The following is a 25,834-nucleotide window of genomic DNA, read 5'->3' on the forward strand; positions in this document are numbered from 1 at the left end:
CTCGGCGTATAGGGGCAATAAGTACAAACATAAATGTAATGATCATGACAACCAACAGAAAGCACCAACAACAGGAAATAGGAAAACAAAGAATCCTGAACAATTTTTTTACCGTTCTTTTATTGATTGGGGCATCTGCAAGTGCAAAAGCCCAGGTCAGGAACGAACTTTCAGATCGTAAATGGTTGATAGAGTTTGGAGGTGCCGTTGGTCTCTTTACCCCTTTCCAGCAGGCCAAAGAGGATAAAATACTGATCGGTACCAGTTCCCTTACAGCGATACAGTTCAATTATAAAAAACAGTTTTTTGGAAGGCTTCAGGTTGGAGAGACCAGAATAGGATTCAAAAACAAAACCAGCTACGGAACGGTCAACTCAGATATTAATGTAGCTGCAAGTAACTTAAACGTAGGGGCTTTTGTTGGATATCATTATGGTCTGGGAAACTGGCAGCCTTTCGTAATCCTTGGTGCGGGCCCATCACTCATTGGTGTTCCTGTTACTTCGTTTGAACCCGAAACCAATACCGTGCAATATAAAACCGATACCCGTACCTATCTGCATGCTACCGGCGGCATCGGGGTAAATTATAGTTTATCCCGGTCGATCATGCTGCTTCTGGAATGCCAGGCAACCTCGCTTCCAGGACTTCCGAAAGAGCCAAGTACACATCTTGAGGGAATAAGTGCACTTATAAATGTCAAAATATCGCTATAATAAATCCTTTTTATAATGAAACTAATTTGCAGATATGTTTTGTTACTGGTAATGCCAAGCCTATTTTCTCTTAGCCTGTCCGCACAGGATTCGGTAGGCAGATCTCCAGCAAGGCTATGTTCGATTGATAGAACACCGAAGATATGCGCACTGCAACCGGCTATAGTCAAGACAAAAAAAAAGCATAGGACAGCCATGGGGCGATTTCTGGTATGGTTCAACCGAAATGTCCTGGAAGGAGAGATTTTGTATTATATAGGGGAAATTGACCATCAAGGCCACCAGGACATGCGGTTTGGGCGCTTGTCCTTGGCCGATGGTAGCAAATTGCCCTGATAACATCTTCAACACTGCAAAAGAGACGTTCATTGTTTATCTTTTTTAATAAAACTATACATATTTTAGTACATGCATAACAAGAATTATAAGTATTTCCGGATTTATGGATATCCCGGTTTTGGATTGCTCCTTTACCTCATTCTGGTATTGCTAAATCCTTTCGAAAGAACCTATAACAGTTGGAAACTCTATTTTCTGCTAGATTTTGTTTTTGAATTCACCATAACCATAGCTTATGCAGCCCTATTGTTTGAAGTCGGCATCCAGCTGACTAAACTGCTCAATAAATGGTATCCTTGGGAGACCCGTACAAAAAGGAGGTTTGGAATCCAGCTTTCCCTGCAGGTCACCATCATATATTTTGTGGTCAACGTTTTTTTTAAATTTAAGTTCCCGGCACGTTTTGGGTATGATGAACTTTTTCTAAGGCAGACCATTATTGTGGGGGCAATTTTCTCTTTGCTTATCACAGCTGTTTTTGCCGCTGAGTATTTTTTTTACAGGTGGAAGGATGCCGGGTTAAGGTCACTGGAACTGGAGCAGCTCACCACACAAGCACAGCTAGAGGCGCTAAAGCTGCAGCTTGACCCGCATTTTTTATTCAATAACCTAAGTATAGTAACAGCCCTTATAGAGGATCAGCCCGCTACGGCAGTCTCCTATGTGCTCAAGCTATCCTCAATATACCGATATATGCTTACAAACAGGACGCAGGATACCATTACCCTGGCCGAAGAATTGGGGTTTATTGAGTCCTATCTTTATTTATATAAGATCCGTTTCGGTGAAGGGATTATCGTAAAAATAGGTGATAGCAAAAAAGCTCGGGCTTTGAGGTTGCCACCTTTGACCCTGCAACTGCTGATTGAAAATGCAATAAAACACAATACATTTACGGAAGGATCACCCCTATTTATCCATATTTATTTCCCCAACGGACAGTCTATGGTAGTCGAAAATAATAAAATTCCAAAGACATTCGAACTGGTAGGCACAAAGGTTGGCCTCAAAAATATAAAGGAGAGATACCGCCTGCTCAATCAAGAGGCTCCACACGTCACCGATGAGGAAAATTTATTCAAGGTAGAGGTACCACTTTTTGCTAATTAGAAAATTACCAGATTTATTATGACAAGTATATTAATCATCGAAGACGAGCTTCCGAATATTCAAAGGCTTACAAAGATGCTCACGGCCCTGAATACCAATATCACGATCCTTGGGAGTATACAGACCGTCCAGGAGAGTATAGGTTGGCTGAAAAGTTTTAACCAGCCTGACATTATATTGATGGATATCCGGCTGACCGATGGCCTTAGCTTCGAAATTTTTGAACATGTAAAGATCACTGCTGCTGTGATTTTCATTACCGCCTATGACGAGTATGCACTGAGGGCTTTCGAAGTTAACGGCATCGATTACCTGTTAAAGCCCCTGGAAGCCGATAAGCTGGAAAAGAGTATCGGCAGGGCAATCGCAAATAAGGGACTCAGGAATGACGAGAGTATTTTGAACCTTGTCAAGAGCATGCAGGCCAAACAGATAATTTTCCGCTCCCGGTTCCTGGTTGCTTTTAGGGATAGCTTTCTTTTAATCATGACTTCGGAAATAGCCTATTTTACCTCTGAAAATAAGATAACCTTTCTAATCAGACATGACTCGCAACGATTTAAAGTAGATCAGACCCTCGAGATCCTTGATGGTGAGCTGGATCCTGAATCTTTTTTCAGAGTAAGCCGCCAGTACATCGTTTCCATAAGATCCATCCATAAGATCCACCAGTCCTTTAACGGTCAGTTAAAGATAGAGCTGCTACCGGCCCTTGATGAGGGGATCATGCTGAGCAGAGAGAAATCCAGTCAGCTGAAAAAATGGCTGGACCAGTCAAACCTAAAAAACCAACAAGGGTAGTGATACCCATTCCGTTACATAATATCCCTACAGCGAAATATGATACAAATAGTGCCAGTCGATCCGAATGATGGACTTGGGCTCTTTATTGACTTCCCCCACGATCTTTATAAAGATGACCCTAATTATGTGCCCGAGATTTATTCTTCACAACTTGAGCTGCTCACCAATTATCCTGTCTATGGAAATTCTGCTGTGCAGTATTTTCTTGCTTATGTGGGAGATACTGTTGTAGGACGTATAGCCACATTCATAAAACTTTACCATTCTGATAAAATAGGCCCCATAGATGGCTATTTCGGCTTTTTTGACTGCATTGACAATAAGGTAGTTGCAGGATATCTCTTCGATGCAGCCAGTCGGTGGCTGAGGGATCGGAATGCGGTAAGCATCATCGGACCATTGAATTTCTCCTGCATAGGACCTTTAGGAATGCTCGTAGACGGTTTTCAACTCCCGCCCAGTTTCATGACGCCCTATAACTCACATTATTATCCCAATCTCATGGATAGGCTGGGTTTTAAGAAAAAAACAGAGGTGCAGGCCTACAAGTTCACAAATCAACAATATGGAGCACGGCGGTCAAAAGATCTAGACAGGTTTCAGGTGCAACTAAAGCGAAAGGGGATAACCTTTCGGAAGGTCGACATGAAAAATTTCAAACGTGATGTGCTAATGGCAAGAGAAGTATATATTGGATCCCAGAGCAACAGTATTCGTGTAATGTCTATGAAGGGTAATGAATTTGATCACATTGCCGAGAGGCTTAAAAAGATCCTGGATCCGGATCTATGCATATTGGCCGAAGAGGAAGGTAAAGTGATTGGATTTGCCTTCGCCATACCAGACTTAAACCAGATTCTTATAAAAATAAGGCGCGGTAGGCTATTTCCTTTGGGCTTACTGAAGATCAAGCTTGGTAAAAAGAAGATTTCATCAGTGAGGATCATTTTTCCGGTTGTGCTCGACAGCTGTGACAGGATGTCCATAGAGGCCTGTCTGTTCGGATCAGTACAGGCCGGATGCCTGGACAAAAAACTTTCCTTTGAATCTTCATGGACTCTTAAAGATAACCCTCTGGCAAATAATGCACTTATTCCAATCACAGGCGAGCCACATAAAAAATTCCGACTATATTTAAAGGATATAGAATAGTTGGGGTAAAGGGAATACCATTGATATTTTATCCTGAAGTGACACTTATCGTTTGAATTTGTTACCTGGCTGCATTATGTTTCCTGACCTGGAATCTCTTATTCAAAAAGAAGCACATACGCTGTCTTGCCAGCATCAGTTACAGATTTATTTCGTTTACCATTCTAAATTCAGGTTAAGATAAAGTGCAATCTTTCGCATTGAGAATGCTTTTCTGGCATTAAGGCTTTTCTTGTCCTTGACCTTTCTTTGGCGGGGTAAAATCCTAAGCACTCAGCGGACTGCTAATTTATAGCATCTGGGGCTGCGATCAGATTTTGCATATTTTGCCACTGATAGTACAACGTCAAAAAAAACGTCCCCATGCCTATAACCTGCTAAATTTCTTAACATCATTAAGTTTCAGTTCGGTCTTAACATAAATGTTTTCGGTCACCAATTATGGCAGTTCGGTCATTTAAAATAAAATACCAAGCCATCCCGAGCCATATTTGCATAGCAATAGTCGAAAAGCATGGTTTTACAAACATTGCTGATGTTATCAGGGTGTTGCGTTTTTTACACTTTAGCGGCAACGAAATTGTTTCCGCAGATTATCAAAACGAAATATAGAAATATGGAACTTGCATTGTTTTTTTTTATGTTAACAAGCGCATTCTCGGGATCGAGGCCTGAAACAATAGTTTATGGTAAATTCAGCGCAGCTCAGACCGAGATAAAGCTTGAGGATATCACATCATCCTATCTGCTCAAGGAGGAGGACAAGATTTTGACAACTACTACCGGCGTTACGGGAGATTTTGCGATAAGGCCAAAACCCGCTCTCCCCGGTTATTACCGATTAGGCTGTAATATACTCTTTCTCAAACATGGGGACGATCTAAAAGTAAGTATAGATAGATCCGATCCAAAGCTTTCGACATTTGAGGGAGTGGGATCATCAGTTAATATCTTTCTTAAGGATACCCCAATTCCTCAAGAAGGCTCATATCTTGATGACGGAAAAAATCTTCCCGCAGCTCCGCAGGATGCTATTGATGAAATTATCAATTCCGGTAAAATCAGGAACATTGCCCTCAACGACTTGAAAGGCACAACTCACAGGTTTAGGAAATTAGAACGAGCCCGTATCAAGGCTGATGTGGTCAACAGCATATTGTCGGTTCCACGCTATTTGGCCAAATTGAAAATGGCTCCGGATTCTTCCCGGAAATATCTCCTGCGCTTTAAAGCGCTTTCTAGTCCCTTACTTGAATCCCATTGCGCATCGCTTGAAAATCCTGATTACCTTCAATTGGATGTATATAAGATCCTCGCAAAATATCTGATAGCACGATCCAAGGAAAAAGGACTGGACAAAGCATCCTTACACAAGGTTGAGGATTGGATCAAAGCAGATTCACTTATCCAGAAAATGAAGGGCATGAAGAACAGAGAGACAATTGAAGACTTTTCTACAGAACTAGATTCAATAAAATTTTCAAAATACAGGAGGGCTGCTAAAAAGATTAAAACAGAATTGCTAGAAAAATTAGGTGAGGGGAAAGTTAAAGGGCTGCCTGCGCCAACTGAAAAGCAAAGACATGATGTCCCTTTTTCTTCATCACAATAATAATTCTTGGAAAAGAAGCTGAAATGCGGGCCACCTAAGTCCAAAATAAAAACGCAACTAACATTAAGCCATAATCCAATCTTTTTAAATTTATAAATATGTACAAACAGTTTTTGATCACCACAGTAATACTTGCATTTCTCAGCGTCAATACAAAGGCGCAGGGCATCACCGGTAAGTGGATAGCCCCGGGAAACGTAGTTATCCAATTCTATGAGGATGGACAGACTTTTAACGCCAAACAAATCAGTGCCGAAACAGAAAAGGACAAGATTGGTAACAATAAACTAGTAGCAAAAGGTTTGAGGGTAACGAGTACAAATGTGTATGAGGGAACGGTAATAGACCCTAAGGATGATAAGAACTATAAGGGTACCTTTATAATAAATAAGCAGGGAAACCAGTTGGAATTAAAGGTGAAATGGGGCTTTATGAGCTTTAAAGAGATATGGAAAAGGGATAAGTGATAAAACCATAATTTAATAAGCCAGTGTCCGGGAGTGACCGAAGATCAATAGGAGTGGAAAATAGTACTGGGTATCTGTTCCATGTTAGCCCGAATAATGCTACAGAGACTTCTTTGATTTCAATCTTATTTCCGGCGCTCGGCTTTTTTGATAACCTATAATCTGATTTTTTTCCTCCATGTCCACAGGTATTTTTATTGGATTACTGTTCAAGAAAATGATTTTAAAAGTGTTTAATCAAAAGCAGGAAATAGTAATTTATATCTGTTCAAGCACCGTTGATTCGCTTTTAAAATAAAATATGATATATTGGCCCATCTGAAGGTAGCGTGAGCATAGGTCTGGAATAAGGTTCGTCTATTGCAGATAGCATTACATCCAGCCAAAACCGAAAATGACCACTGCTGAATCCTGCTGCCTATGTGGAGATGAGGATTTTACAGTTTAGCTACTAAGAAAAATATTAAATATACTCTTATTTTGCACCTTGTCTTGAATGTTCTAAGCTGCTATGCACAGGAAAATTTAGATTTTGGCAGGCAAGGATAAGACAACTCCCTTAACGTATTTTTTTTGTTAAAATAAGTTTACCCTTCACAACTTGCTGCCAAATATTCTGATTTGTATCGAGTTAGACTCATGCCTTTATGTTTTTTAAAAAATTTATTGATGTGGCTTTCATCAATAAATCCAAATTCTGATACAAGCTCTTGGACTCTTACATCACTATATTTTAGGCGGTGTTCTATAAGTCTAAGCCGATAAGCTGAGATATATTCTTGCAAAGCTTCACCGCAATTACGCTTAAAATAATTGCTGAAATAAGATTCTGAACAACCAAATCTTAAAGATAGTGCCGAAATTTTAAGTTCGGAAGGTCTCTGTATGTGATGTTGTATATAGGAGATAATTTCTAGGATTTTTTTATCGGGCGAATGAAGAATACCTTGTGGTTTTATTAATGAAATATTTCTGGCAGCTATAACAATTATCGCGTTTGTGAGGTGTTTTTCAAGATCTTTATAAAACAAAGTTTTGTTACCGATACAAGTCATTAAGCCCTTGACTAAAGACTCCACAATAACAGCTTATACATCCGGATTTGTTATGGAACACACATTTAGCAAAGAAGATACGGCAATATGAATATTTTGATTACAAGGCCAATGAGGCCTTGCATGTTTCAGATGCCGAAGAACATTTACTCATTGATATTATGCAAAACATAGCACGTGAGTATGAGGCCAGAACCGATATTTTTAGCCAGGATGTAATCATTGCACAGTTAGAATTGCTATTTACCTATGCTGAGCGGTTTTATCAACGTCAGTTTATAACTCGAAAGGTGAGCAATCATCAAATTATAAGCCGAATGGAGGAACTACTAAATGATTATTTCAAAGGTGATGAATTACAAATCAAAGGCATGCCCTCAGTGAGTTACTTTGCAGATGCGTTGCATTTATCACCAAATTATCTCAGCCGTCTGCTTAAGACACTTACAGGACAGAGCACCAAAGATCTTATCATTAGTAAAGTTGTCGATATAGCCAAAGAGAAGTTATCGACCACGGATCTGACCATCAATGAAATTGCTTATGCTTTAGGGTTTGATCACCCGCAATCATTCAGTAAAATGTTTAAAAGCAAAGCAAATCTATCACCTGTAAGTTTCAGACGATCTTTCAATTGAAAGATAAATATATAGCAGAATATATGAAACGGGAAAATATAACATTCAATGTATCATTATCATTTAACGGTGGAATAATGATAGTGATTACAACATCGAATCTAGCTTTTCCATTATTGCCTTATTTGGTTTATTTTCTTCTAATTCCCAGCTACAAACTGTAGCTCCATCAATTCCTAGAATTTTTCCAAATTGTTTTTGGCTAAGCCCATTAATGTGTCTGTACGTTTTTAACCTTCCTGAAAGAGTATCCAAATCAAATGCAATTGGCATGTAACCAAAGAAGTTTATAATATGCTGAAAAAATTGAATTTGAGGAATACTTTGGTTTTTTTCCCAATTTCTAATGCAGTCTTCAGTAACTCCACAAATCCTTGCCACGTCTTTCTGAAGTAGATTTAGTTCTTTTCTTTTCTTTCTAATATAATCACCTATCGATGTTGGATTTTCAGAATAGGAAATAGGCACTGGTTTTCCGGTTTGGCTTTCAAAACGCAAACAAGGCAACGCATGTATGCCCTATACTGCATTGCGTTAGCATTAAGAATAGTGGAAATTGCAAATACAGATAATGTAAAGCTTTGGACTTTTAATAATACGGGAAACGGGATCATGTAAAAAAATATAACTTTGTTAAAAAGGACGGATTATGCATGTACTCGTTATCGAAGATGAACAAAGATTAGCTGGACTGATATATAAAGGATTGGAAGAGCAGGGATTCGCTGTAACACTGGCCTATGATGGGGAGTTTGGGAGAAAATTGGCATTTTCAAACGAATTTGATCTGATCATTACTGATATTATTCTTCCTAAAGTTAGTGGAATCGAGCTTTGCAAGGAAATTAAGACCAAATATCCAAATGTTCCAATTATTATGCTAACCGCATTAGGTACAACGGATGACAAAGTAGAAGGTTTTGATGCAGGCGCAGACGATTACATGGTTAAACCTTTTGACCTTAGAGAATTGTATGTTCGCATTCGGGCATTGATGAAAAGAAATTTACTCGAGCTGAAATACAAAGAACCCATCACTGTATATGCTGATCTCGAGTTGAACCGTGATACTAAAACTGTAACACGTTCCGGTAAAGAAATCAAACTGACACCTAAAGAGCTGAAGCTGTTGGAATATATGATTCAGAATAAGGAAAAGTTGCTGACCAGAACAGAAATTGCAGAAAAGGTATGGGACACCCATTTCGATACCGGAACCAATTTTATTGATGTTTACATCAATTACCTGAGAAAGAAAATCGACAAGGACTTTACGAGCAAACTCATACATACAAAACCGGGCCTAGGCTTTATATTCAAATATGAAAATCCGCAATAAGCTAACTTTACTTTTCACAGGTATTGTTGCTGCAATATTCCTGGTTTTTGCTCTTGTGATCTATATATCTTTTGATAAGAACAGGGAAGAAGATTATTATAAACAATTGAACAATATTGCCATTACCAAGGCCAAACTGCTCTTGGATGCCAAGATTTCTCCCTCGGTACTGCAACTTATCTACAGGAATTCACAAAATGTACTCTACGAAGAAGAAGTAGCTGTTTACGATACTTTATTCCATTTAAAATACCATGATGCGGTCGATATAGATAAGGTAAAAGAGACTCGCCAGATGATAGATGAAATCGTTAAAAAACAATACATTGAATTCTATCAAGGCAAAATGCAGGTCGTGGGGATCTTATACAGACACAAGACCGGAAATTATGTCCTTACTGCCGCAGCGAACGATCAGTTAGGCTACGCCAAGCTACTGAACCTGAGATACACATTGATCACCGCATTTCTGTTCACGATTATACTCATTTACCTAAGCGGCCTGTTCCTGGCAAATAAAGCCCTTAAACCAGTTTCCGACCTAATTGATGAAGTGGATGAAATTACTGCTACCAATCTTGACCTAAGAATCAGGGAAGGCAATGGCAAGGATGAAATAGCGGAACTGGCCATTACTTTTAACGCCATGCTCAATAGGCTCGAAAAATCATTCGATGCACAGAAGGAAGTCGTTTCCAATATATCGCATGAACTGAGGACACCAATTACAGCCATGTTAGCTGAATTGCAGCTCACCTTAGAGAAAGACCGTAGCACTCAGGCTTACAAGGAGTCAATTGCCCACGCAGTAACTGATGCACAAAAGCTTGTTCATTTATCCAACAACCTGTTAGATTTGGCCAAGGCCAATTATGACCTTACCGAAATCGCATTCAGGGAGCTGCGTATTGATGAGCTCATCCTCGATGCCCGGGGTGATGTGCTGCACGTACAGCCCACCTATAAGATCAATATCGTCTTCGAAACCGAAATAGAGGATGACGATTTTATATCTGTTATTGGAAACGAATACCTATTAAAATTGGCATTTATCAATCTGATGGAAAATGGCTGTAAATTCTCAAAAACGCAGGAAATTACAGTTGCCATCAATTATTTCAGGGATAAAACCATTCTGCGTTTTCAGGATCAGGGCATCGGCATCGATGAAAAAGATCTCCCACATATTTTTACAGCTTTTTATCGTGGAGCCAATCAAGGTTTTGCCACTGGGAACGGCATCGGCCTTTCACTGACTAAAAAGATCTTAGAATTGCATCGTGGAACAATAAGCATACAATCAAAAACTGGTGAGGGAAGCACCTTTACAATTGAAATCCCCCACGTTTAATTGAATACCATTCTAATCAAATTCTAATGAATTTCTAAGCCTCCTCTAACGGGAGGCTTTTTTTGTATACCCTACTTTTGTGGCATAATAAAAACAATCGAAATGGACACAGATCCCGATACAAAGAATCAATTTTTAAGCAACCCCAGCTAGACCCAGGCAAGCTTCTTTTAAGCGGTCCTGAAATGGCAGGACCTATCTTATCTCTATGCCTAAAAGAAAAAGAGTGCAATACCAGCTATTGCCATACAAAAAATCACATCCAAAGAAAATCCCTTTGTTAATCCCTGAAAAATATCCGGTGGCTAAAAACGAGGTACACGCTTCGGCCTTAAAGGGCGTATCCTGTTTCTCTACGCTAACAAAAAAGTTCATTGCACAATTACGATAGTAAGAATGCCACAAATCAAGGGATTAGGAAGCTATAATGAGCTTAAGGTTCATAAGGAGTAATAAATATGCTCATGCAAGCCTTCATCAACACTAAAAATAAATCCACTAATCAATAATAAAATTCTGATGAAAATATTGACTAATATCAACAGAGCCATCCGGGAAAAAACAACAGCAGAAGGAAACCTGGATAAACTTTCCGCAAACCGTTTGCTAAGGGTTGCAGAAGAGGGGGATCAATTCATCTATGCAATGCTCGAAAGCAGCGAAGGTGGTCTGTCTACAGTCGAGGTAACCGAGAGGAAGAAAAAATTCGGCTTCAATGAAATTGCCCACGAAAAGGCGGTGGCCTGGTACATCCAACTTTTTCAGGCTTTTTTAAATCCATTCATTGGGGTGCTGATCGTACTTGCTGCTGTTTCATTCATCATTGATGTATTGATTGCTGCTCCCGATGAACGTAGCTACAAGACGGTGATCGTAGTTGGGGTGATGGTCATGCTCAGTTCGCTGTTGCGTTTTTGGCAGGAATACAGTAGTAATAGAGCTGCCGAATCACTAAAGAGTATGGTAAAGACTACCGCGACCGTACTTCGCAAGGACAAGGAAAAAGCAGAAATCAACATTATAGACCTTGTGCCCGGAGATATTGTCTTTTTAAGTGCAGGAGATATGATCCCTGCCGATTGCAGACTGATGCAGAGCAAAGATCTTTTTGTCAGCCAATCGATGCTTACCGGAGAATCACTTCCACTTGAAAAACGAGCAGCACAACTGAACAAGGTTGAAAACACCTCTCCACTTGAACTCGATAACATCTGCTTTATGGGTACAAACGTAGTCAGCGGCACGGGGATGGCCATTGTGGTCAATACTGGAAATGCTACCTATTTTGGTACGATTGGTAAGGCCATAACAGGCAAACGCACCGAAACAAGTTTTGATAAGGGCATCAATAAGGTAAGCTGGCTACTGATCAGGTTTATGATGGTAATGGTGCCGCTTGTATTTTTGGTAAACGGACTGACAAAGGGTGATTGGTTTGAGGCATTGCTGTTCGGGATTTCGGTAGCCGTGGGTCTTACTCCCGAAATGCTGCCAATGATCGTAACGGCAAACCTGGCCAAGGGAGCTAAGAACATGAGCAAGCGGAAAGTGATCGTTAAACGTTTGAATGCCATCCAGAACATTGGCGCCATGGATATTCTTTGCACTGATAAAACAGGTACATTGACCATGGACAAGATCGTACTGGAACGGCACCTGAACGTTTTTGGTGATGCCGATGATGAGGTGATGAAATGGGCATACCTGAACAGCTTTCACCAGACTGGACTGAAGAACCTGCTGGACGTTGCCGTATTAGAACATGCAGAAATCCACAGTTGCATCAATGCAGATGAACATTTTATCAAGATCGATGAAATCCCTTTTGATTTCCAAAGGAGAAGGATGAGTGTAATCCTGGAAGAAAAAAATGGCAAGCATCTGCTGATCTGCAAGGGGGCAGTTGAAGAAATGCTCGACCACTGTTCCCACGCTTTTGACCCAGGACAGGATAAACAACTTCACATTGAAAATGATAAAATTGTACCCATGGATGGTGCCATGCGCAAGATTGTGCTGAACACATCCAGAAAACTCAACGAGGAGGGACTTCGCGTACTTTTGGTCGCCATCAAGGAAGATGACAGGAGACCGCTCACCTATTCAGTTACGGATGAGACCAATATGGTACTTACAGGATTTATAGGATTTCTTGATCCAGCCAAACCCTCTGCCAAACCTGCAATAGAAGGATTACAGAAACTTGGTGTAAACATTAAGGTGCTCACAGGAGATAATGAAGTTGTAACCAAGAAAATCTGTCGTGATGTTGGTATTCCAGTAAACCATATCCTGCTCGGTGGGGAAATTGAATTATTGAGCGATGAACTGCTTACTGCAAGATTGGACGAAACCAGTATTATGGCAAAGCTGAGCCCAATGCATAAATCACGTATTGTTAAGCTTTTGCAGACCAAAGGACATACGGTTGGCTTTATGGGCGACGGTATCAACGATGCCGCTGCACTACGTGATGCAGATGTTGGCATCTCTGTTGATACCGCTGTAGATATAGCTAAAGAGAGTGCAGACATCATCCTATTGGAAAAAGACCTGATGGTTTTGCGCAAAGGAGTGATCTATGGAAGGAGAACCTTTGGCAACATCATTAAATATATCAAAATGACGGCCAGCAGCAACTTTGGAAACATGTTCAGTATGTTGGGCGCAAGTGCCTTCCTGCCGTTTTTGCCCATGTTACCTATCCATTTATTGGTACAGAACCTTTTGTACGATATTTCCCAGACCTCCATTCCTTGGGATAGCATGGATGAAGATTTTATTGAAAAACCACAGAAATGGGATGCTAGTGGCATCAGCAGGTTTATGCTATTCATAGGTCCTATCAGTTCCATATTTGACTATGCAACCTTTGCGGTGATGTGGTTTGTATTCAAGGCCAATATGCCCCAGCATCAGAGTCTGTTCCAGACCGGTTGGTTCATAGAGGGCCTACTCTCACAGACCTTGATCGTGCACATGATCAGGACAAAAAAAATACCGTTTATCCAGAGCTGGGCAGCTGCACCCGTTGTTGCGCTTACCTCATTGATCATGCTCATCGGCATTGGCATACCTTTTTCTCCAATCGCCAGTGCATTAAACCTTCAGCCATTGCCATTGAGCTATTTTCCATGGCTGATCGGTATTTTGGCAGGTTACTGTGTGCTTACACAGTTAGTTAAAACATGGTTCATTAAAAGATTTAACCAGTGGCTCTAGCAATAGTATGCTAATTTTGCATTTATTTGTAGACAATTACACTGACGTTAAATACCAAATAGAAAATAATGATGAGGAAAGGATTTCATTACATGTCGGCCATTTTAGTAGCCGGCATATGTTTTTTCAGCTGTAAAAGCGTGCAGACTGTAACTGAGATTCCTTCGGATATCTACACTGTTTCCTCAAAGGAATATACAATACTGGACAGCGGTGCAAAACAGCTCCCATCAGAAAAGCGCATCAAGATCGAAGTCGAGGAATCGGATGGTATCCTAAACCTTAAACCTGTTTCCGAAAAGTTTAGGCCCCTGGAAATAAACATGTCCTCCATAGAAAACCTAAAGTTTTATAGATATACTTTTGATGTGGATATATTGACCATACCATTTAAGATCCGTCCATCGGTAAAGGGGTTTCCGCAACAGCTGAACCCAAATTTTAGTGCTGCCGTTTATCTGGGCCGAAGAAGGGACAGCTATCGTATCAGTTCCAAAGGCTCCAAGAAGTTCAAGGTTAGCGGTGTTGGTTACGGCTACGGTGGTTTCATAGGTATTGGTTCGGTAACTATGAACCCTTTTGTAACCGAACAACAGATTGATTACGAATATGATGGTTTTGTAATCAACGGCGGATTTGCGGGAATTTATGATGCCAAGAAATTTAACCTAGGATTTGCTGTTGGTGCAGATTATCTTCTCGACAAAAACAACAAGAACTGGATCTATCAGGGAAAGCCCTGGTTTGGCCTACTATTCGGCATCAACCTGAACTAGAGCCATCTTTTTCTCCTGAACCAGATGTAGATCAACAGGGTTACTACCGCCATTAGCACCATCACACCCGGATAGCCCAATTTCCATCCAAGTTCTGGCATAAAGTCAAAGTTCATTCCATAAATACCAACGATGAAGGTTAGGGGCATAAAAAACACAGAAAATATTGTCAATATCCGCATGGTATCATTGGTACGTTGCGATGAAGCCGAAAAGTAGATATTCAGCAACTGATGAATGTTTTCTGAAAGTGCATCGAACATATTTTGAAACTTTACATATTGGTCCCTGGTATCCCTTGTATTTACGTTTCCCTCTTCTGCCGAATCAATCGAGTCAATGATCTCAAAAGAAAGAATAAGCATCCGTCTTAACAGGTCTATTTTTCGCTTGATGTAATAAAGTCCTTTTAGCAAAGGAACTTTTTTTGGCCTTAAAAATACGATCTCCTCAAAATAGTCAACAGATTTGGAGAGCTTGCCAAGTGGCTTTTCATAGGTATTCAGACAGGCAAAGATCAAAAGGTTCAATAACTCTCTGCTATCCTTGCATCCTTTTTCCTTCATCTGCTCCATCAGTCCGTCAAAAAGAACCTGTTTACGCCTATGAATGGTAATGATAAATTTATCTGAAACGAATATTGCAATCTTATTGGTCAGCTCCTGGATACTATCAGCTTCTGGTAGGTCATTTTCTATATGTATCCTGAATATGATAAAAGCATAGTCTTGCATTCGTTCGTATTTTGGCAGGTGATCGGGCTGCATGCAGTCATTGACCAAAGCTGGATGCAGCTTATACTTTTCTGCAAGCTTCATGAGTTCGGCACTATTAGGATTGACAAGATCTATCCATTCAAACCCATTTTCTTTAAGTGTGGCATTTTCAGTCATGATTGGCTTTTAAAAATGTTAAATAATATTGAGTTAAATAAATACAAACAGTGAGGAAAACAATCTCAGCTACTATGTGTCAAATTTAATGACTATTATGCGAACACTAACTTCTTTTGTACAATCAAGACCAAGAAGAGCAAAAGGGCTTCCTTATTGCTGAAGTATCATTTTTTTGCTCCCTGACGCATGCCGAGCATTATCCGACAGTCTATACTGGGTCACAGGTGAAGCACCACGATTCGTATACTTCAAGCCCTTTGACATATGATGCGTCTTCGTATAAAGGCTGTGAGTTATACATAAACTTATGTTTGTACTCAGAATAAAAAGTGCCTGAAATTTGATCAGCGTAAATTATGCATGAAGAATACGATATATCATTCCTCCACAAATACCTGCAAGCATTACATAATAATTATAGCAAAGAAACACGCTAACTTCATCAGTTTTTTTCGCGAAGCAGACAGACACAATTCCTAATATTGTATATGAAAAAAATATCCTTTCAATGATTAAAAACTTGCCGGTTTAAGCTCGCCCATTCCTTTAAAGATTGCTTCAAGTTTTTCAAAAACTTCCTTATTCGGTTTATTTTCTCCCAATTCCCAGCTACAAATTGTACTCCCATCAACTCCAAGAGTTTTTCCCAATTGCTTTTGGCTAAGACCATAGATGTGCCTATGTGCTTTCAGCTTTCCTGAAAGAGTAGTCAAATCAACCTCAAAAGGTAAGTATCCCAAAAATCTAATAATATGCGGAAAAAACTGAATTTGAGGAATACTCCTATTTTTTTCCCAATTTGCAATACAGTCTTCAGTAACTCCACAAATCCTTGCCACGTCTTTTTGAAATAGCTTTAGTTCCATTCTTTTCTTTCTTATATGATCACCTATCGATACTGGATTTTCAGGATAGAAAATAGGAATTGGCTTTCCGGTTTGCCTTTCAAAACGCAAACAAGGCAACGCAGGAATGCCGAAAGATTGCTTACTGAGCCTTAAGCAACCGGGGAATTGGGAACTTCCTGTGGCTTTCCCCATCTAGGTTGTTTTTCTATATATCAAGTGGTTATGTATTCTCTGAAGATGGGATACTTACTTATCAATATAATTAATTGGAAAGTTAAGGGGTTCATCAATTTTGTTTAATTTAGATAAAAATCCTTACTAATCCTCAGTTCTTTTATAATGGCAAAAATTCACAGTTTAAAAATTTCTAATTTTAGGGGCATTAAGCAATTTGAGCAAACTTTTGGAAAAGAGAATTTTATTTGTCTTATAGGTAGAGGAGATTCAGGGAAAACTTCAATTTTAGATGCGATATCGTTCGTTCTTTCACCAAACTGGAATCTTGCTTTTTTCGATACAGACTTTTTTAATTGTGAAGTAGAAAATCCGATTGTAATAGAGGCTTCAGTAATTGAACCTCCTGAATATCTTCTTCAAGACAATAAATATGGAATGTATTTAAGAGGCTTGGACCCGAAAACAAATGTCATTCATGATGATGTTCAAGAAGGCCATGATGATGTGCTAACAATACGCCTAACAGTCACAAAAGATCTTGAGCCTTTGTGGGAGGTGCTTTCAAATCGACAGGAGCCAATTGAAATAAAAAGTTCTGACAGAGCCAGTTTAAATGTTTTCTTAGTGTCAGATTACATTGACCGCCATTTCTCATGGAGCAAAGGAAACCCTTTATATGCACTCCTTCAGCAAAGCGAAACTCAAGTTGATAGTGCAAACGTAATAATTAATGAGATGCGTAAGGCCAAAGATCAAATTGACGGCTCAAATGGCTTCAATTATCTAGACGAGACAGTAAATAAAATAAAGGTTTCGGCGGCACAGTTAGGATCGGATATCTCAGGCACGACTACAACAATTGACGCAAAAGAATTAAACATTAAGGATGGAAAAGTGTCTCTCCATGATGGTAATATACCTTTTAGACTAAAAGGAAAAGGATCCAAAAGATTAATTTCAATTTCAATCCAAACTGAATTGGCAAAATCGGGCGGCATCCTTTTGATTGATGAAATAGAACAGGGATTGGAACCGGACAGAGCTCAGCACCTTGCAAATATTTTAAAGAACAACAATTCTGGGCAAATATTCATAACTACACACTCAAGAGATGTACTTGTTGAGCTTGAAGCTCATAATTTATTTCGGATGAAAAAAAGTGAAACTGCATTGTTTCCTTTTACCTCAGAGCTACAAGCCTGTTTAAGAAGTAATCCAGAAGCTTTTTTTGCCGAAAGGATTATTGTATGCGAAGGGTCAACAGAAGTCGGTTTCTGTCGGGGTATAAATAAATTCCGAATTGGTCTTGGAAAGGATAATATTACACTCAAAGGAATTCGCTTTGCAAATGGAATGGGATCAACACAGGTTGAATATGCCGAAGGTTTTAAAACTGCTGGCTATGATGTGTGTGTATTCTGTGACTCAGATGTTACAGCTATTAACGATAAAAAAGCTTCCCTTAGAGAAAAGGGGATATTAATAATTGACACAGATGTAAATAATTCTATTGAAGCACAAATGTTTTTTGACCTCACTTGGGCTGGAATTGAGGAGTTGATTAAATACAGAATGACCTTTAAGGATTTAGGGCATATTAAAGCACAGGTTTCAAAACATCACTCTACACCATTTAATGAAAATTCATTAACTATTGATACGCCAGAAATAAGGCAAGCACTAAGTAAAGCCTCAACCGAAAAGGACAAAGATTGGTTTAAAAGAACAGATCATGGAGAATATATAGGAGAGGTATGTTGTAGGCATATGGAATCCATTAAAGGAAACAAACTTCATTCTCAAATTGAGGCATTAAATAAATGGATAGATAATGCTTGATATTGATCGTTTTGTATCTCACGATAAAACTATGCTTATTGCCCCAGCTGGTTATGGGAAGACGCATTCCATTGCTGCCTCAATGAATGCCTTAAAGTCAAATGGCAAGCATTTAATACTTACACATACGCACGCGGGAATTGCATCAATAAAGGAGAAATTAAAAAAAGAGAATATACCATCAAAATGTTTTCATGTTGAAACTATCTCAGGCTTCGCTCAACGATATGTCCTTTCGTTTTACAACGGGGAGGATATACCTGAATTAGGAGACAAAGCTTATTTTGGCTTTATTCTTAAAAAGGCACTTTATTATTTTAGTCTTAAACCCATCCAAAAAATACTTTTAAGAAGCTATTCAAGCCTTTTTGTTGATGAATATCAGGATTGCAGCTCAAATCAGCACAATCTAATATTGCTAATCTCCTCATTATTTCCAACACGCTTTCTAGGAGATCCTCTTCAAGGAATCTTTCAGTTTGATCCATTGGACTTATTGGTAGACATGGGTAATAATACCCAAATGGAGGGTTTTTCCGCAAACAAGTATGAGCTTCAGCAACCTCAGCGGTGGCTAAGAGGAAATAATGAAAACCTTGGAGAAGCATTGAAGGCCATCCGCACTGAACTTCTTTTAGGAAACCCTATAAACCTAAGCTTATATGCAGCTATAGAAAGCCATTGCTTTAAGGAAGAAGATATAAACGACCCAACAAGTGAGTATTATAGAAAGGTGAATTTTTTTCTAAATGATAATAGCCTACTAATCATACATCCCAATACAACAAGTATAAATCCTAGGCTCTCCCTTATTAAAAAATTCAAGAACAGATTTACATTACTCGAATCGATTGATGACAAAGACTTTTACAAGTTGGCAGGTAAATTTGATAATATACTTGCCGGCCAAAGTGCTTTAGTAATTAAAGAAATTTGTATAGCGATTTTTAATAAAACCGAGCTTGATAAATGGTTCAATGATAAGGGACTTAAATCTAAAACAAAACCAGACGAAAAAGAGTTGATTAAGCCCTTGAAGTCGATAATTGATGATTATGAAACTAATCCATCTTTTAAGAAACTGAGGGAAGCAATGCTTGAAATACCAAAGCTACCAATGCTTAAGTGTTATCGGAAAGAAATTTTTAATTGTTTGTGCAAATCATTACTATATGCTGATATAGAAAAAACAACCGTCCTGAATGCTATGATTGAAACCAGGAATACAATCAGAAGATACGGGAAGAAGACAAATATAAAATGCATTGGTACTACACTTCTTACAAAAGGTTTAGAGTTTGACACAGTAATTATATTAAATGCTCACCAATTTGATTGTCCAAAACATCTGTACGTTGCGTTGACAAGAGCTTGTAAAAAGCTAGTGATATTTTCAAATAATAAAATATTAGCACCGAAAAGTATATAGGAATTAGTAAACCTAATTCGGAACGTCCCTAACCCAGGATATAGGAAAAGATTACATCCGTTTAGGTCAGTAAAACTTCAAGTTTTAGTAAATGTTCCTGATTAGGAATACTTGTTTCATTTTCCCAAGCAAGAATCGTCGAACCATCAACATTTAGAAGCTTCCCCAACTTCTTGTTGCTAAAACCGTTTCGCCATCTGTAAGCCTTTAATTGTCCGCCAAGGGTTGTCTCGTCAAATTCAATAGGACTGTAACCTAAAAACTTGATAATTTGTGGAAAATAGCTAATCTGGGGAGCAGAATGATTTTTCTCCCAAAGTGTAATACAATCTTCGGTTACATTTATGATCCTTGCTACATCTTTCTGTAATAGCTTCATATCCATTCTTTTTTTCCGAATATGATCCCCTATAGTTAAAGGTTCATTCGGATAATTAGCAGGCATCGGTTTTTTATGTTGCTTCTCAAAACGCAAACAAGGCAACGCATGTATGTCCTTGTGGCTTTTACAATCACCCGGAGAAAGATTGTGTGTGTGCACCCGGCGTAGTTCAAAAATACCTGAGTAAAATATCAGGACCACTCCTAGACCGCATTGACCTGCATGTGGAAGTAACGCCTGTTGATTTTACCGAACTTGCCTCCTCACACGAAACAGAAAAAAGCAATCACATCAGGACACGAGTAATTAAAGCAAGGGAAATCCAGGATCTACGTTTTGCGGATAGAGAAGACCTGCATTGCAACGCCCAGATGAGTCCTAAAATGGTACGTAAAGTATGTCAGATCAGCGAAGCCGGAACCCATTTATTAAAAACAGCAATGGAGAGGTTAGGGTTATCGGCCCGTGCCTACGACCGGATTTTAAAGGTTGCACGAACCATTGCCGATCTAGCCGACAGTGAAAATATAGAACTTGAACATTTGGCCGAATCGATTAATTACAGGAGTTTGGACAGAGATGGCTGGGCGGGATAACGCTTTACACAAAAAAGCATTTTAATTTGCTCGTTATCTTGATAAAGATTAAGTTTATCGATCAGCAAATGCCATATAAATGAAAAATTTACCTTCTTATTTTCTGGCCCATTGGTAATTTTATGCTATATGAGAAATATTACAGGCCTATTGCTATTATTAATTTCTGCTCAGTTATTTGCTCAAAGTAACAATCCTCAAATTCCTAAAACAGGCATTAATACCAATGCATTTGTTCCAAAAGGATGGAAAATAATTTATCGTGCCAAAGGTGATTTAAATAAAGATCATTTACCTGATGAAGCCATCATTATCCAGAATACGAATCCAGAAAATATCATCAAAAACGAGGGGATGGGCATTGATAAACTGAATTTGAACCCCCGTATGCTTTTGGTGCTTTTTAAAACATCCGGCAACTACAGCTTACAATCCAAAAACGCCATTTTTATCCCAACAGAAAATAATGAAGAGAATACCTGCCTCGCCGATCCTTTAGAAGAAACGGGTGCCATCAACATCAAAAACGGTACACTCACTTTAAGTTATCAATATTGGCTAAGCTGTGGCTCCTACTGGGTAAATAATGCTGATTATACATTCAGGTTCCAGAATCAAAAGATGGAACTCATCGGCTTTGATGCGGAGAGTTATAGCCGGTCTTCAGGCGAACAAACCACTACCAGCGTTAATTTCTCTACCAGGAAAAAAAGTGAAACCTCTGGCGGCAATATGTTTAGCGACAAAACTAACAAACCAAAAACAGTATGGAAGAAATTTAATTGGGGCAGATTGCTTATACTTGATGAAATGACGGAAGAACTTGCTCAAAAACTTGCAGAAATATAAATCTTTTTGAGATGTTTAACGTGAAGAAAGTATTTTTTGTATGTTTTATCTTTATTTCGGGTCATTCCTTTGCACAAAAAATATTCCATCAGACAGATGTAAAAGGCACATGGCAATATCTTTACCCTTTTAAAGATAAGCGTTATGTAATGGCTATACAATATCTGATTGTTGATGGAGAATCCTAAAAAGAGCCTTCCAATGCCATCATTTATTTTGGTAAAATTGATAAAAAAGCCGACAAAATTTTCTGGAAAGAAAATCTTGCTCTACGCCAGATCAGTAATAATATCACTTACGAAGACTATAACAACGACGGGATAAAAGATCTGTTAATTTTTGAAGATACAGGTGGAAGGGGAGGAAATTCCTTTTACAATCTTTACCTTGTTAATCCTAAAAACCATACCTTAACCAAGGTCGGAGATTTCAACAAAATTGTTAACCCTAACTACAACAAAAAATATAAAGTGATTGTGAGTTATGGTTTAACAGGTACTAATTATTATCAGTTGTATAAACTGAATAAAAAGCACATACCATATAAAATTGGCAAACCCTTTGACGATACTGAAGATTTAGATCTGGATAAAAAGATTGCCACAATTTTAAAGAATAATAATCCAAAACAGCAGATCAAAAAGATAGGCAATTAGTACATCTAAAATGAACATTAAAAACATAATAAAACTCCTGTTATATGCCATTATTTTGAGCGTTATCATAGTATTGGGGATTAATTTGTTAATCAAACATCAAACTGATCCATTAATTTACTTCAACGCGCAAAACGTACCAAAAACCAAGGTAGCCATTATTTTCGGCGCAGGAATAAACAACAACAAGCCCGGTAAATATTTAAAAGACAGGCTTGATGCTGGCATAAAACTCTATAACAATCAAAAAATTGATAAAATTCTGCTTTCAGGAGATAACGGTACTGATGCGCACGATGAACTTACTGTAATGAAACTTTACTGTTATGAACATGGTGTTGATACCAATAAAATTTATCTCGACTATGCAGGTTTTGATAGCTACTCTACGCTTTACAGATCAAAATTTATTTTCAAAATAGATACCGCCATTCTGGTATCGCAAAAATATCATTTGAATAGGTGTGTGAATATTGGCAACAAGCTAGGAATAAAATCTTATGGCTTTGCTGCAGATCAAGGAACATATCAAGGCTTCAAATACGCTTCATTCAGAGAATATTTGGCTATAGTAAAATCTGCTATTGATCTGATTATTGACAGAAAGCCCCGTTTTTTAGGTGAACCGGTTAATATTAATGGTCAATCAAACTATACTAAACAATAGTATAAAGTAAATTTATTTATCAGCGCCTAAATTGAAATTTCTTTTAAACCAAACAGTTCCGGTACTTAATCAAATCAGCATATTTTTTAAAAGGCATCATTAAATAGCCCGATTAAAAGATCAAACTCATTTATAAGAACCTAAAAAACAACAACTTATTAATAAATTTTAATTAGACCTACTTGCTGATCATCCATCTCATTTACCAATCACATTTTTCTTTGGCATAGTCATTGTCATAGCACTGTTACAATTATTACCTATTTAAAATTAAAAAAGTGAAAGAGATGAAAAAGACAGTTCAAATTTTCAGCATGCTTCTAATAGCATTAACCGTAATGGTATCATGTAAAAAAGACACCGATCCGGCAGATCGCGATTTCTTTGTAGGTACGTACAAAGGTTCAGTATCATACCGCAGTGGAGAGAGTACAATTACCAGCAGCGATGGAAAAGTAACCGTAAGTAAAGTTGGCGAAACCTATAATTTTTATTTTGGTAACAACATTCCAGATATTACGGGCGTAAAATTCGAAAAGAAAGGCGACAACAGCTATGTAAGTATTGGTTCAGGCTTAACAGGTATTAGTATCGATGCCAGTAACCTCACCATCAGGGTAGCTAAAGACAGCCAATTCTGGACTGCAGATTGTACCAGATAATAAAGAATTTAATTTGAGGCTCGATTCATAATCGGGCCTTAATTTTTTCTGCTTATTTCGATCTACACGCAAAAAACAACTTTCAGGCTTAATTTCGCTAAATTTATAGCATGAGTTTTGAATTAAAAACACACCTCGAAGAAATTATTTCCCTTACCGATCAGGAATTTGAACATATTGTTTCTCATTTCAAGCCTAAAACGCTAAAGAAACATCAGTACCTCATACAGGAAGACGAATTTGTGAATCACATTTATTTTGTTGTTAAAGGTTTATTAAAGGCCACATTTACAGATGCAAATGGTAAAGAATATATTATCCAGTTTGCAATGGAAAACTGGTGGCTTTCTGATTTCAGGGCTTTTTATGGAAATGTTAAATCGATTACCAATATCAGCTGCCTGGAAAATTCCGAATTACTCTCCATCACCAAAGAAAACCTGGATCTGTTATGCCGCGAAAGCCATAAAATGGAACATTTTTTCAGGGTAAAAAACAGTCTAGGATATGTAGCATTACAGCAAAGAATTTTATCCCTTTTAACCACAAGCCCAAAAGAGCGCTTTGAACAACTTGCTCACCAGTATCCGCAATTGATGCAGAGAGTTTCTAAAACAATAATAGCTGCATACTTAGGCATATCAAGAGAAACCTTAAGCAGACTTTCCTCAAAAACGTGATTTCGCGCACAATAAATCTGTGATTGAAATCCTTTGCTACCAAACCCAACAGCTTTAACTTTGTAATACACTTAACATAAAACATATGAATAAGAAAGTTTTATTCGTGCTTACAAGCCACGACGAATTAGGAAATACAGGTTTAAAAACAGGTTTTTGGTCAGAAGAATTCGCAGCGCCATATTATGCTTTAGCCGATAAAGGCATTGATATTGTATTGGCCTCTCCAAAAGGTGGTCAGCCACCAATCGACCCTAAAAGTGAGGATCCTTCTTTTCAAACCGAAACAACGAAAAGAATGGACAAAGACACCGTGCTCTTAGACAAATTGAAAAATACAACTCCATTGGCTGATATCAAGATGGATGATTATGATGCCGTTTTTTATCCTGGTGGCCACGGACCGCTTTGGGATTTGGCAGAAAGTAAAACTTCACAACAGCTCATTACCGAATTCTATTCTGCCGGCAAACCTGTTGCTTTTGTATGTCATGCGCCCGGAGTGCTTAAAGATGTAAAGGTAAATGGCGAATACATGGTAAAAGGAAAAAATGTAACCGGGTTTACCAATAGCGAAGAAGAAGCTGTACAATTAACAAACGTAGTGCCTTTTCTGGTAGAGGATATGTTAATAAAAAATGGTGGAAATTATAGTAAGATAGCCGACTGGAACCCTTATGCTGTAGTTGATGGCTTATTGATTACCGGCCAAAACCCTGCCTCATCAGAAAAAGTTGCAGAAGAATTACTAAAGCTTCTTGCCTAAATTTAAATCCTCAACAGAGATTGGTTTTTCCCGTCCCTGTTGAGGATTCCTTATTATAACCCGTCTTCTTCCTCGTCTTCAGGTTCAGGTATATAATTTTCAATGGCCTGCCCAATTGCATTAACCTCTTCGTCTTCCTCAAAAATTGGAAGTTCGGTTTTATAGTCCATTTTTAACCAGATAGATGAAGTGTCCTTTTGGATCTGTATGTATTCTTTTCCCTCTTTAAAAATGGTATAAGAATCATTTCCTTCCGGAAAAACGGAATAATTAATTGGCCCTATTTCTATATCAAAAGGTTCTTGCATAGCGGATATTTTCTTACAAAGATAAAAATCTTTTTGTTGAGGTAACTTAGCCATACGCCAGACTTTACTATCTTTACCCTAATAAATGTTAACTATGGATTTTTCAAAAGCAGATAACAAAGTTGCCCGAAAATTATTCGAAGTCGCTTTACAACGGGAACTAAAAAAGGAAATGCAGCTATTCTCCGAAATTTTAGACCAATGGAAAACACAACAGCCTGAAGACAACAGAGACGATTATTATAAAATTTTTACTGCTGTAAAAGATTTCGACAAGCACATCGCCAGAAGGTACGACGGACTTAGAAATTCATGGTTTTTAGGCACTATAACTGCGCTGCTTGTAGAAAAAATCATCACGGCAGATGATTTGGGAGATTTTTCAGAAGAGGCAAAAGGTGAAATATCAAAGAGCCTCAAATTCAGAGAAGTTAATCAATTATAAATAATTTCAAATCCAGGAAAGGCAGAGTGCTCTGATTTTACGTTGTAAAGAAA

27 protein-coding genes and 1 pseudogene are annotated in these 25,834 nt (G+C 38.4%); 22 read left to right on the plus strand and 6 right to left on the minus strand.

The features are described from left to right. The first annotated feature begins 44 nt into the window (after window positions 1–44). From ACIQXP_RS19835 to ACIQXP_RS19860, 6 genes are all read left to right on the plus strand, one after another. Entirely contained in the window at window positions 45–716 is a 672-nt protein-coding gene (locus ACIQXP_RS19835) for an outer membrane beta-barrel protein (protein WP_387507135.1), read from the plus strand. A gap of 408 nt (window positions 717–1,124) precedes the next feature. Continuing rightward, window positions 1,125–2,165, plus strand: a complete 1,041-nt coding sequence (locus ACIQXP_RS19840; RefSeq protein WP_387507137.1) for a sensor histidine kinase — start codon at window positions 1,125–1,127, stop codon at window positions 2,163–2,165. 18 nt (window positions 2,166–2,183) lie between these two features. Further along, on the plus strand, window positions 2,184–2,966 hold the full coding sequence (locus tag ACIQXP_RS19845; protein ID WP_387507140.1) for a LytR/AlgR family response regulator transcription factor: 783 nt from the start codon (window positions 2,184–2,186) through the stop codon (window positions 2,964–2,966). Between the two features lie 39 nt (window positions 2,967–3,005). Continuing rightward, complete coding sequence (locus ACIQXP_RS19850; RefSeq protein WP_387507142.1) at window positions 3,006–4,121, plus strand: hypothetical protein; 1,116 nt, start codon at window positions 3,006–3,008, stop codon at window positions 4,119–4,121. 616 nt (window positions 4,122–4,737) lie between these two features. Further along, entirely contained in the window at window positions 4,738–5,733 is a 996-nt protein-coding gene (locus ACIQXP_RS19855; protein ID WP_387507145.1) for a hypothetical protein, read from the plus strand. A 98-nt stretch (window positions 5,734–5,831) separates the two neighbouring features. After that, the gene (locus tag ACIQXP_RS19860; RefSeq protein WP_387507147.1) at window positions 5,832–6,200 is read left to right on the plus strand and encodes a DUF2147 domain-containing protein; all 369 of its coding nucleotides are present in this window, start codon (window positions 5,832–5,834) and stop codon (window positions 6,198–6,200) included. 587 nt (window positions 6,201–6,787) lie between these two features. Here ACIQXP_RS19860 and ACIQXP_RS19865 read toward each other — a convergent pair. After that, on the minus strand, window positions 6,788–7,279 hold the full coding sequence (locus tag ACIQXP_RS19865; RefSeq protein ID WP_387507149.1) for a helix-turn-helix domain-containing protein: 492 nt from the start codon (window positions 7,277–7,279) through the stop codon (window positions 6,788–6,790). Between the two features lie 23 nt (window positions 7,280–7,302). Here ACIQXP_RS19865 and ACIQXP_RS19870 point away from each other — a divergent pair, with 23 nt between their 5' ends. Beyond that, window positions 7,303–7,893 (plus strand): helix-turn-helix domain-containing protein, encoded by a 591-nt coding sequence (locus ACIQXP_RS19870; RefSeq protein ID WP_387507151.1) that lies wholly within the window; start codon window positions 7,303–7,305, stop codon window positions 7,891–7,893. An 87-nt stretch (window positions 7,894–7,980) separates the two neighbouring features. Here ACIQXP_RS19870 and ACIQXP_RS19875 read toward each other — a convergent pair whose 3' ends face one another. Continuing rightward, on the minus strand, window positions 7,981–8,391 hold the full coding sequence (locus tag ACIQXP_RS19875; RefSeq protein ID WP_391527798.1) for a helix-turn-helix domain-containing protein: 411 nt from the start codon (window positions 8,389–8,391) through the stop codon (window positions 7,981–7,983). A 151-nt stretch (window positions 8,392–8,542) separates the two neighbouring features. Between ACIQXP_RS19875 and ACIQXP_RS19880 the strand changes: the two genes are divergently transcribed. The 5 genes from ACIQXP_RS19880 (at window position 8,543) to ACIQXP_RS19900 (ending at window position 14,581) form a co-directional block, all read left to right on the plus strand. Continuing rightward, entirely contained in the window at window positions 8,543–9,232 is a 690-nt protein-coding gene (locus ACIQXP_RS19880; RefSeq protein ID WP_387507155.1) for a response regulator transcription factor, read from the plus strand. Next, on the plus strand, window positions 9,216–10,583 hold the full coding sequence (locus tag ACIQXP_RS19885; RefSeq protein ID WP_387507157.1) for an ATP-binding protein: 1,368 nt from the start codon (window positions 9,216–9,218) through the stop codon (window positions 10,581–10,583). Before ACIQXP_RS19880 ends, ACIQXP_RS19885 begins: the two co-directional genes overlap by 17 nt. 208 nt (window positions 10,584–10,791) lie before the next feature. Continuing rightward, window positions 10,792–10,974 (plus strand): hypothetical protein, encoded by a 183-nt coding sequence (locus ACIQXP_RS19890; RefSeq protein ID WP_387507160.1) that lies wholly within the window; start codon window positions 10,792–10,794, stop codon window positions 10,972–10,974. Between the two features lie 128 nt (window positions 10,975–11,102). Continuing rightward, on the plus strand, window positions 11,103–13,805 hold the full coding sequence (mgtA, locus tag ACIQXP_RS19895) for a magnesium-translocating P-type ATPase (protein ID WP_387507163.1): 2,703 nt from the start codon (window positions 11,103–11,105) through the stop codon (window positions 13,803–13,805). 68 nt (window positions 13,806–13,873) lie between these two features. Continuing rightward, window positions 13,874–14,581 carry a hypothetical protein gene (locus ACIQXP_RS19900; protein WP_387507166.1) on the plus strand — a complete coding sequence of 236 codons (708 nt, stop codon included), beginning with the start codon at window positions 13,874–13,876 and terminating at the stop codon, window positions 14,579–14,581. Here ACIQXP_RS19900 and ACIQXP_RS19905 read toward each other — a convergent pair. Then, window positions 14,578–15,474, minus strand: coding sequence for a magnesium transporter CorA family protein (locus tag ACIQXP_RS19905; RefSeq protein ID WP_387507168.1), 897 nt, complete (start codon window positions 15,472–15,474; stop codon window positions 14,578–14,580). The two genes, ACIQXP_RS19900 and ACIQXP_RS19905, sit on opposite strands and share 4 nt — an antisense overlap. A 515-nt stretch (window positions 15,475–15,989) precedes the next feature. Further along, window positions 15,990–16,517 (minus strand): helix-turn-helix domain-containing protein, encoded by a 528-nt coding sequence (locus ACIQXP_RS19910; RefSeq protein WP_387507171.1) that lies wholly within the window; start codon window positions 16,515–16,517, stop codon window positions 15,990–15,992. Between the two features lie 147 nt (window positions 16,518–16,664). Between ACIQXP_RS19910 and ACIQXP_RS19915 the strand changes: the two genes are divergently transcribed. Next, window positions 16,665–18,341 (plus strand): ATP-dependent nuclease, encoded by a 1,677-nt coding sequence (locus tag ACIQXP_RS19915; protein ID WP_387507174.1) that lies wholly within the window; start codon window positions 16,665–16,667, stop codon window positions 18,339–18,341. After that, window positions 18,334–19,770: an AAA family ATPase gene (locus ACIQXP_RS19920; RefSeq protein WP_387507176.1), complete on the plus strand. Its 1,437-nt coding sequence runs from the start codon at window positions 18,334–18,336 to the stop codon at window positions 19,768–19,770. The genes ACIQXP_RS19915 and ACIQXP_RS19920 overlap by 8 nt, the downstream gene beginning before the upstream one ends. A gap of 61 nt (window positions 19,771–19,831) precedes the next feature. Here ACIQXP_RS19920 and ACIQXP_RS19925 read toward each other — a convergent pair whose 3' ends face one another. After that, a complete protein-coding gene (locus ACIQXP_RS19925) occupies window positions 19,832–20,215 on the minus strand; it encodes a helix-turn-helix domain-containing protein (protein ID WP_387507281.1) in 384 nt (127 codons plus the stop codon). Here ACIQXP_RS19925 and ACIQXP_RS19930 point away from each other — a divergent pair. The 7 genes and pseudogenes from ACIQXP_RS19930 to ACIQXP_RS19960 form a co-directional block, all read left to right on the plus strand. Continuing rightward, window positions 20,215–20,748: pseudogene (locus ACIQXP_RS19930) on the plus strand (magnesium chelatase subunit ChlI family protein); the annotation flags it as partial. The gene ACIQXP_RS19925 and the pseudogene ACIQXP_RS19930 sit on opposite strands and share 1 nt — an antisense overlap. Window positions 20,749–20,877: 129 nt before the next feature. Beyond that, window positions 20,878–21,597: a hypothetical protein gene (locus ACIQXP_RS19935; protein ID WP_293745026.1), complete on the plus strand. Its 720-nt coding sequence runs from the start codon at window positions 20,878–20,880 to the stop codon at window positions 21,595–21,597. Window positions 21,598–21,887: 290 nt separating this feature from the next. Further along, complete coding sequence (locus ACIQXP_RS19940) at window positions 21,888–22,253, plus strand: XAC2610-related protein (RefSeq protein ID WP_387507284.1); 366 nt, start codon at window positions 21,888–21,890, stop codon at window positions 22,251–22,253. A 10-nt stretch (window positions 22,254–22,263) separates the two neighbouring features. Further along, a complete protein-coding gene (locus ACIQXP_RS19945; RefSeq protein ID WP_387507178.1) occupies window positions 22,264–22,920 on the plus strand; it encodes a SanA/YdcF family protein in 657 nt (218 codons plus the stop codon). A gap of 287 nt (window positions 22,921–23,207) precedes the next feature. Beyond that, entirely contained in the window at window positions 23,208–23,582 is a 375-nt protein-coding gene (locus tag ACIQXP_RS19950) for a hypothetical protein (RefSeq protein WP_293745023.1), read from the plus strand. 110 nt (window positions 23,583–23,692) lie between these two features. Further along, window positions 23,693–24,262, plus strand: a complete 570-nt coding sequence (locus ACIQXP_RS19955; RefSeq protein ID WP_387507181.1) for a Crp/Fnr family transcriptional regulator — start codon at window positions 23,693–23,695, stop codon at window positions 24,260–24,262. An 85-nt stretch (window positions 24,263–24,347) separates the two neighbouring features. Continuing rightward, the gene (locus ACIQXP_RS19960; protein WP_387507183.1) at window positions 24,348–25,028 is read left to right on the plus strand and encodes a type 1 glutamine amidotransferase domain-containing protein; all 681 of its coding nucleotides are present in this window, start codon (window positions 24,348–24,350) and stop codon (window positions 25,026–25,028) included. 53 nt (window positions 25,029–25,081) lie between these two features. On the opposite strand, the gene ACIQXP_RS19965 is transcribed toward ACIQXP_RS19960, so the two are convergent. Further along, a complete protein-coding gene (locus tag ACIQXP_RS19965; RefSeq protein ID WP_293745020.1) occupies window positions 25,082–25,336 on the minus strand; it encodes a hypothetical protein in 255 nt (84 codons plus the stop codon). A 94-nt stretch (window positions 25,337–25,430) separates the two neighbouring features. Between ACIQXP_RS19965 and ACIQXP_RS19970 the strand changes: the two genes are divergently transcribed. Next, on the plus strand, window positions 25,431–25,781 hold the full coding sequence (locus ACIQXP_RS19970) for a hypothetical protein (RefSeq protein ID WP_293745019.1): 351 nt from the start codon (window positions 25,431–25,433) through the stop codon (window positions 25,779–25,781). The last annotated feature ends 53 nt before the right edge of the window (window positions 25,782–25,834 follow it).

Source organism: Pedobacter suwonensis, assembly GCF_044762335.1.
Lineage (GTDB): Bacteria > Bacteroidota > Bacteroidia > Sphingobacteriales > Sphingobacteriaceae > Pedobacter.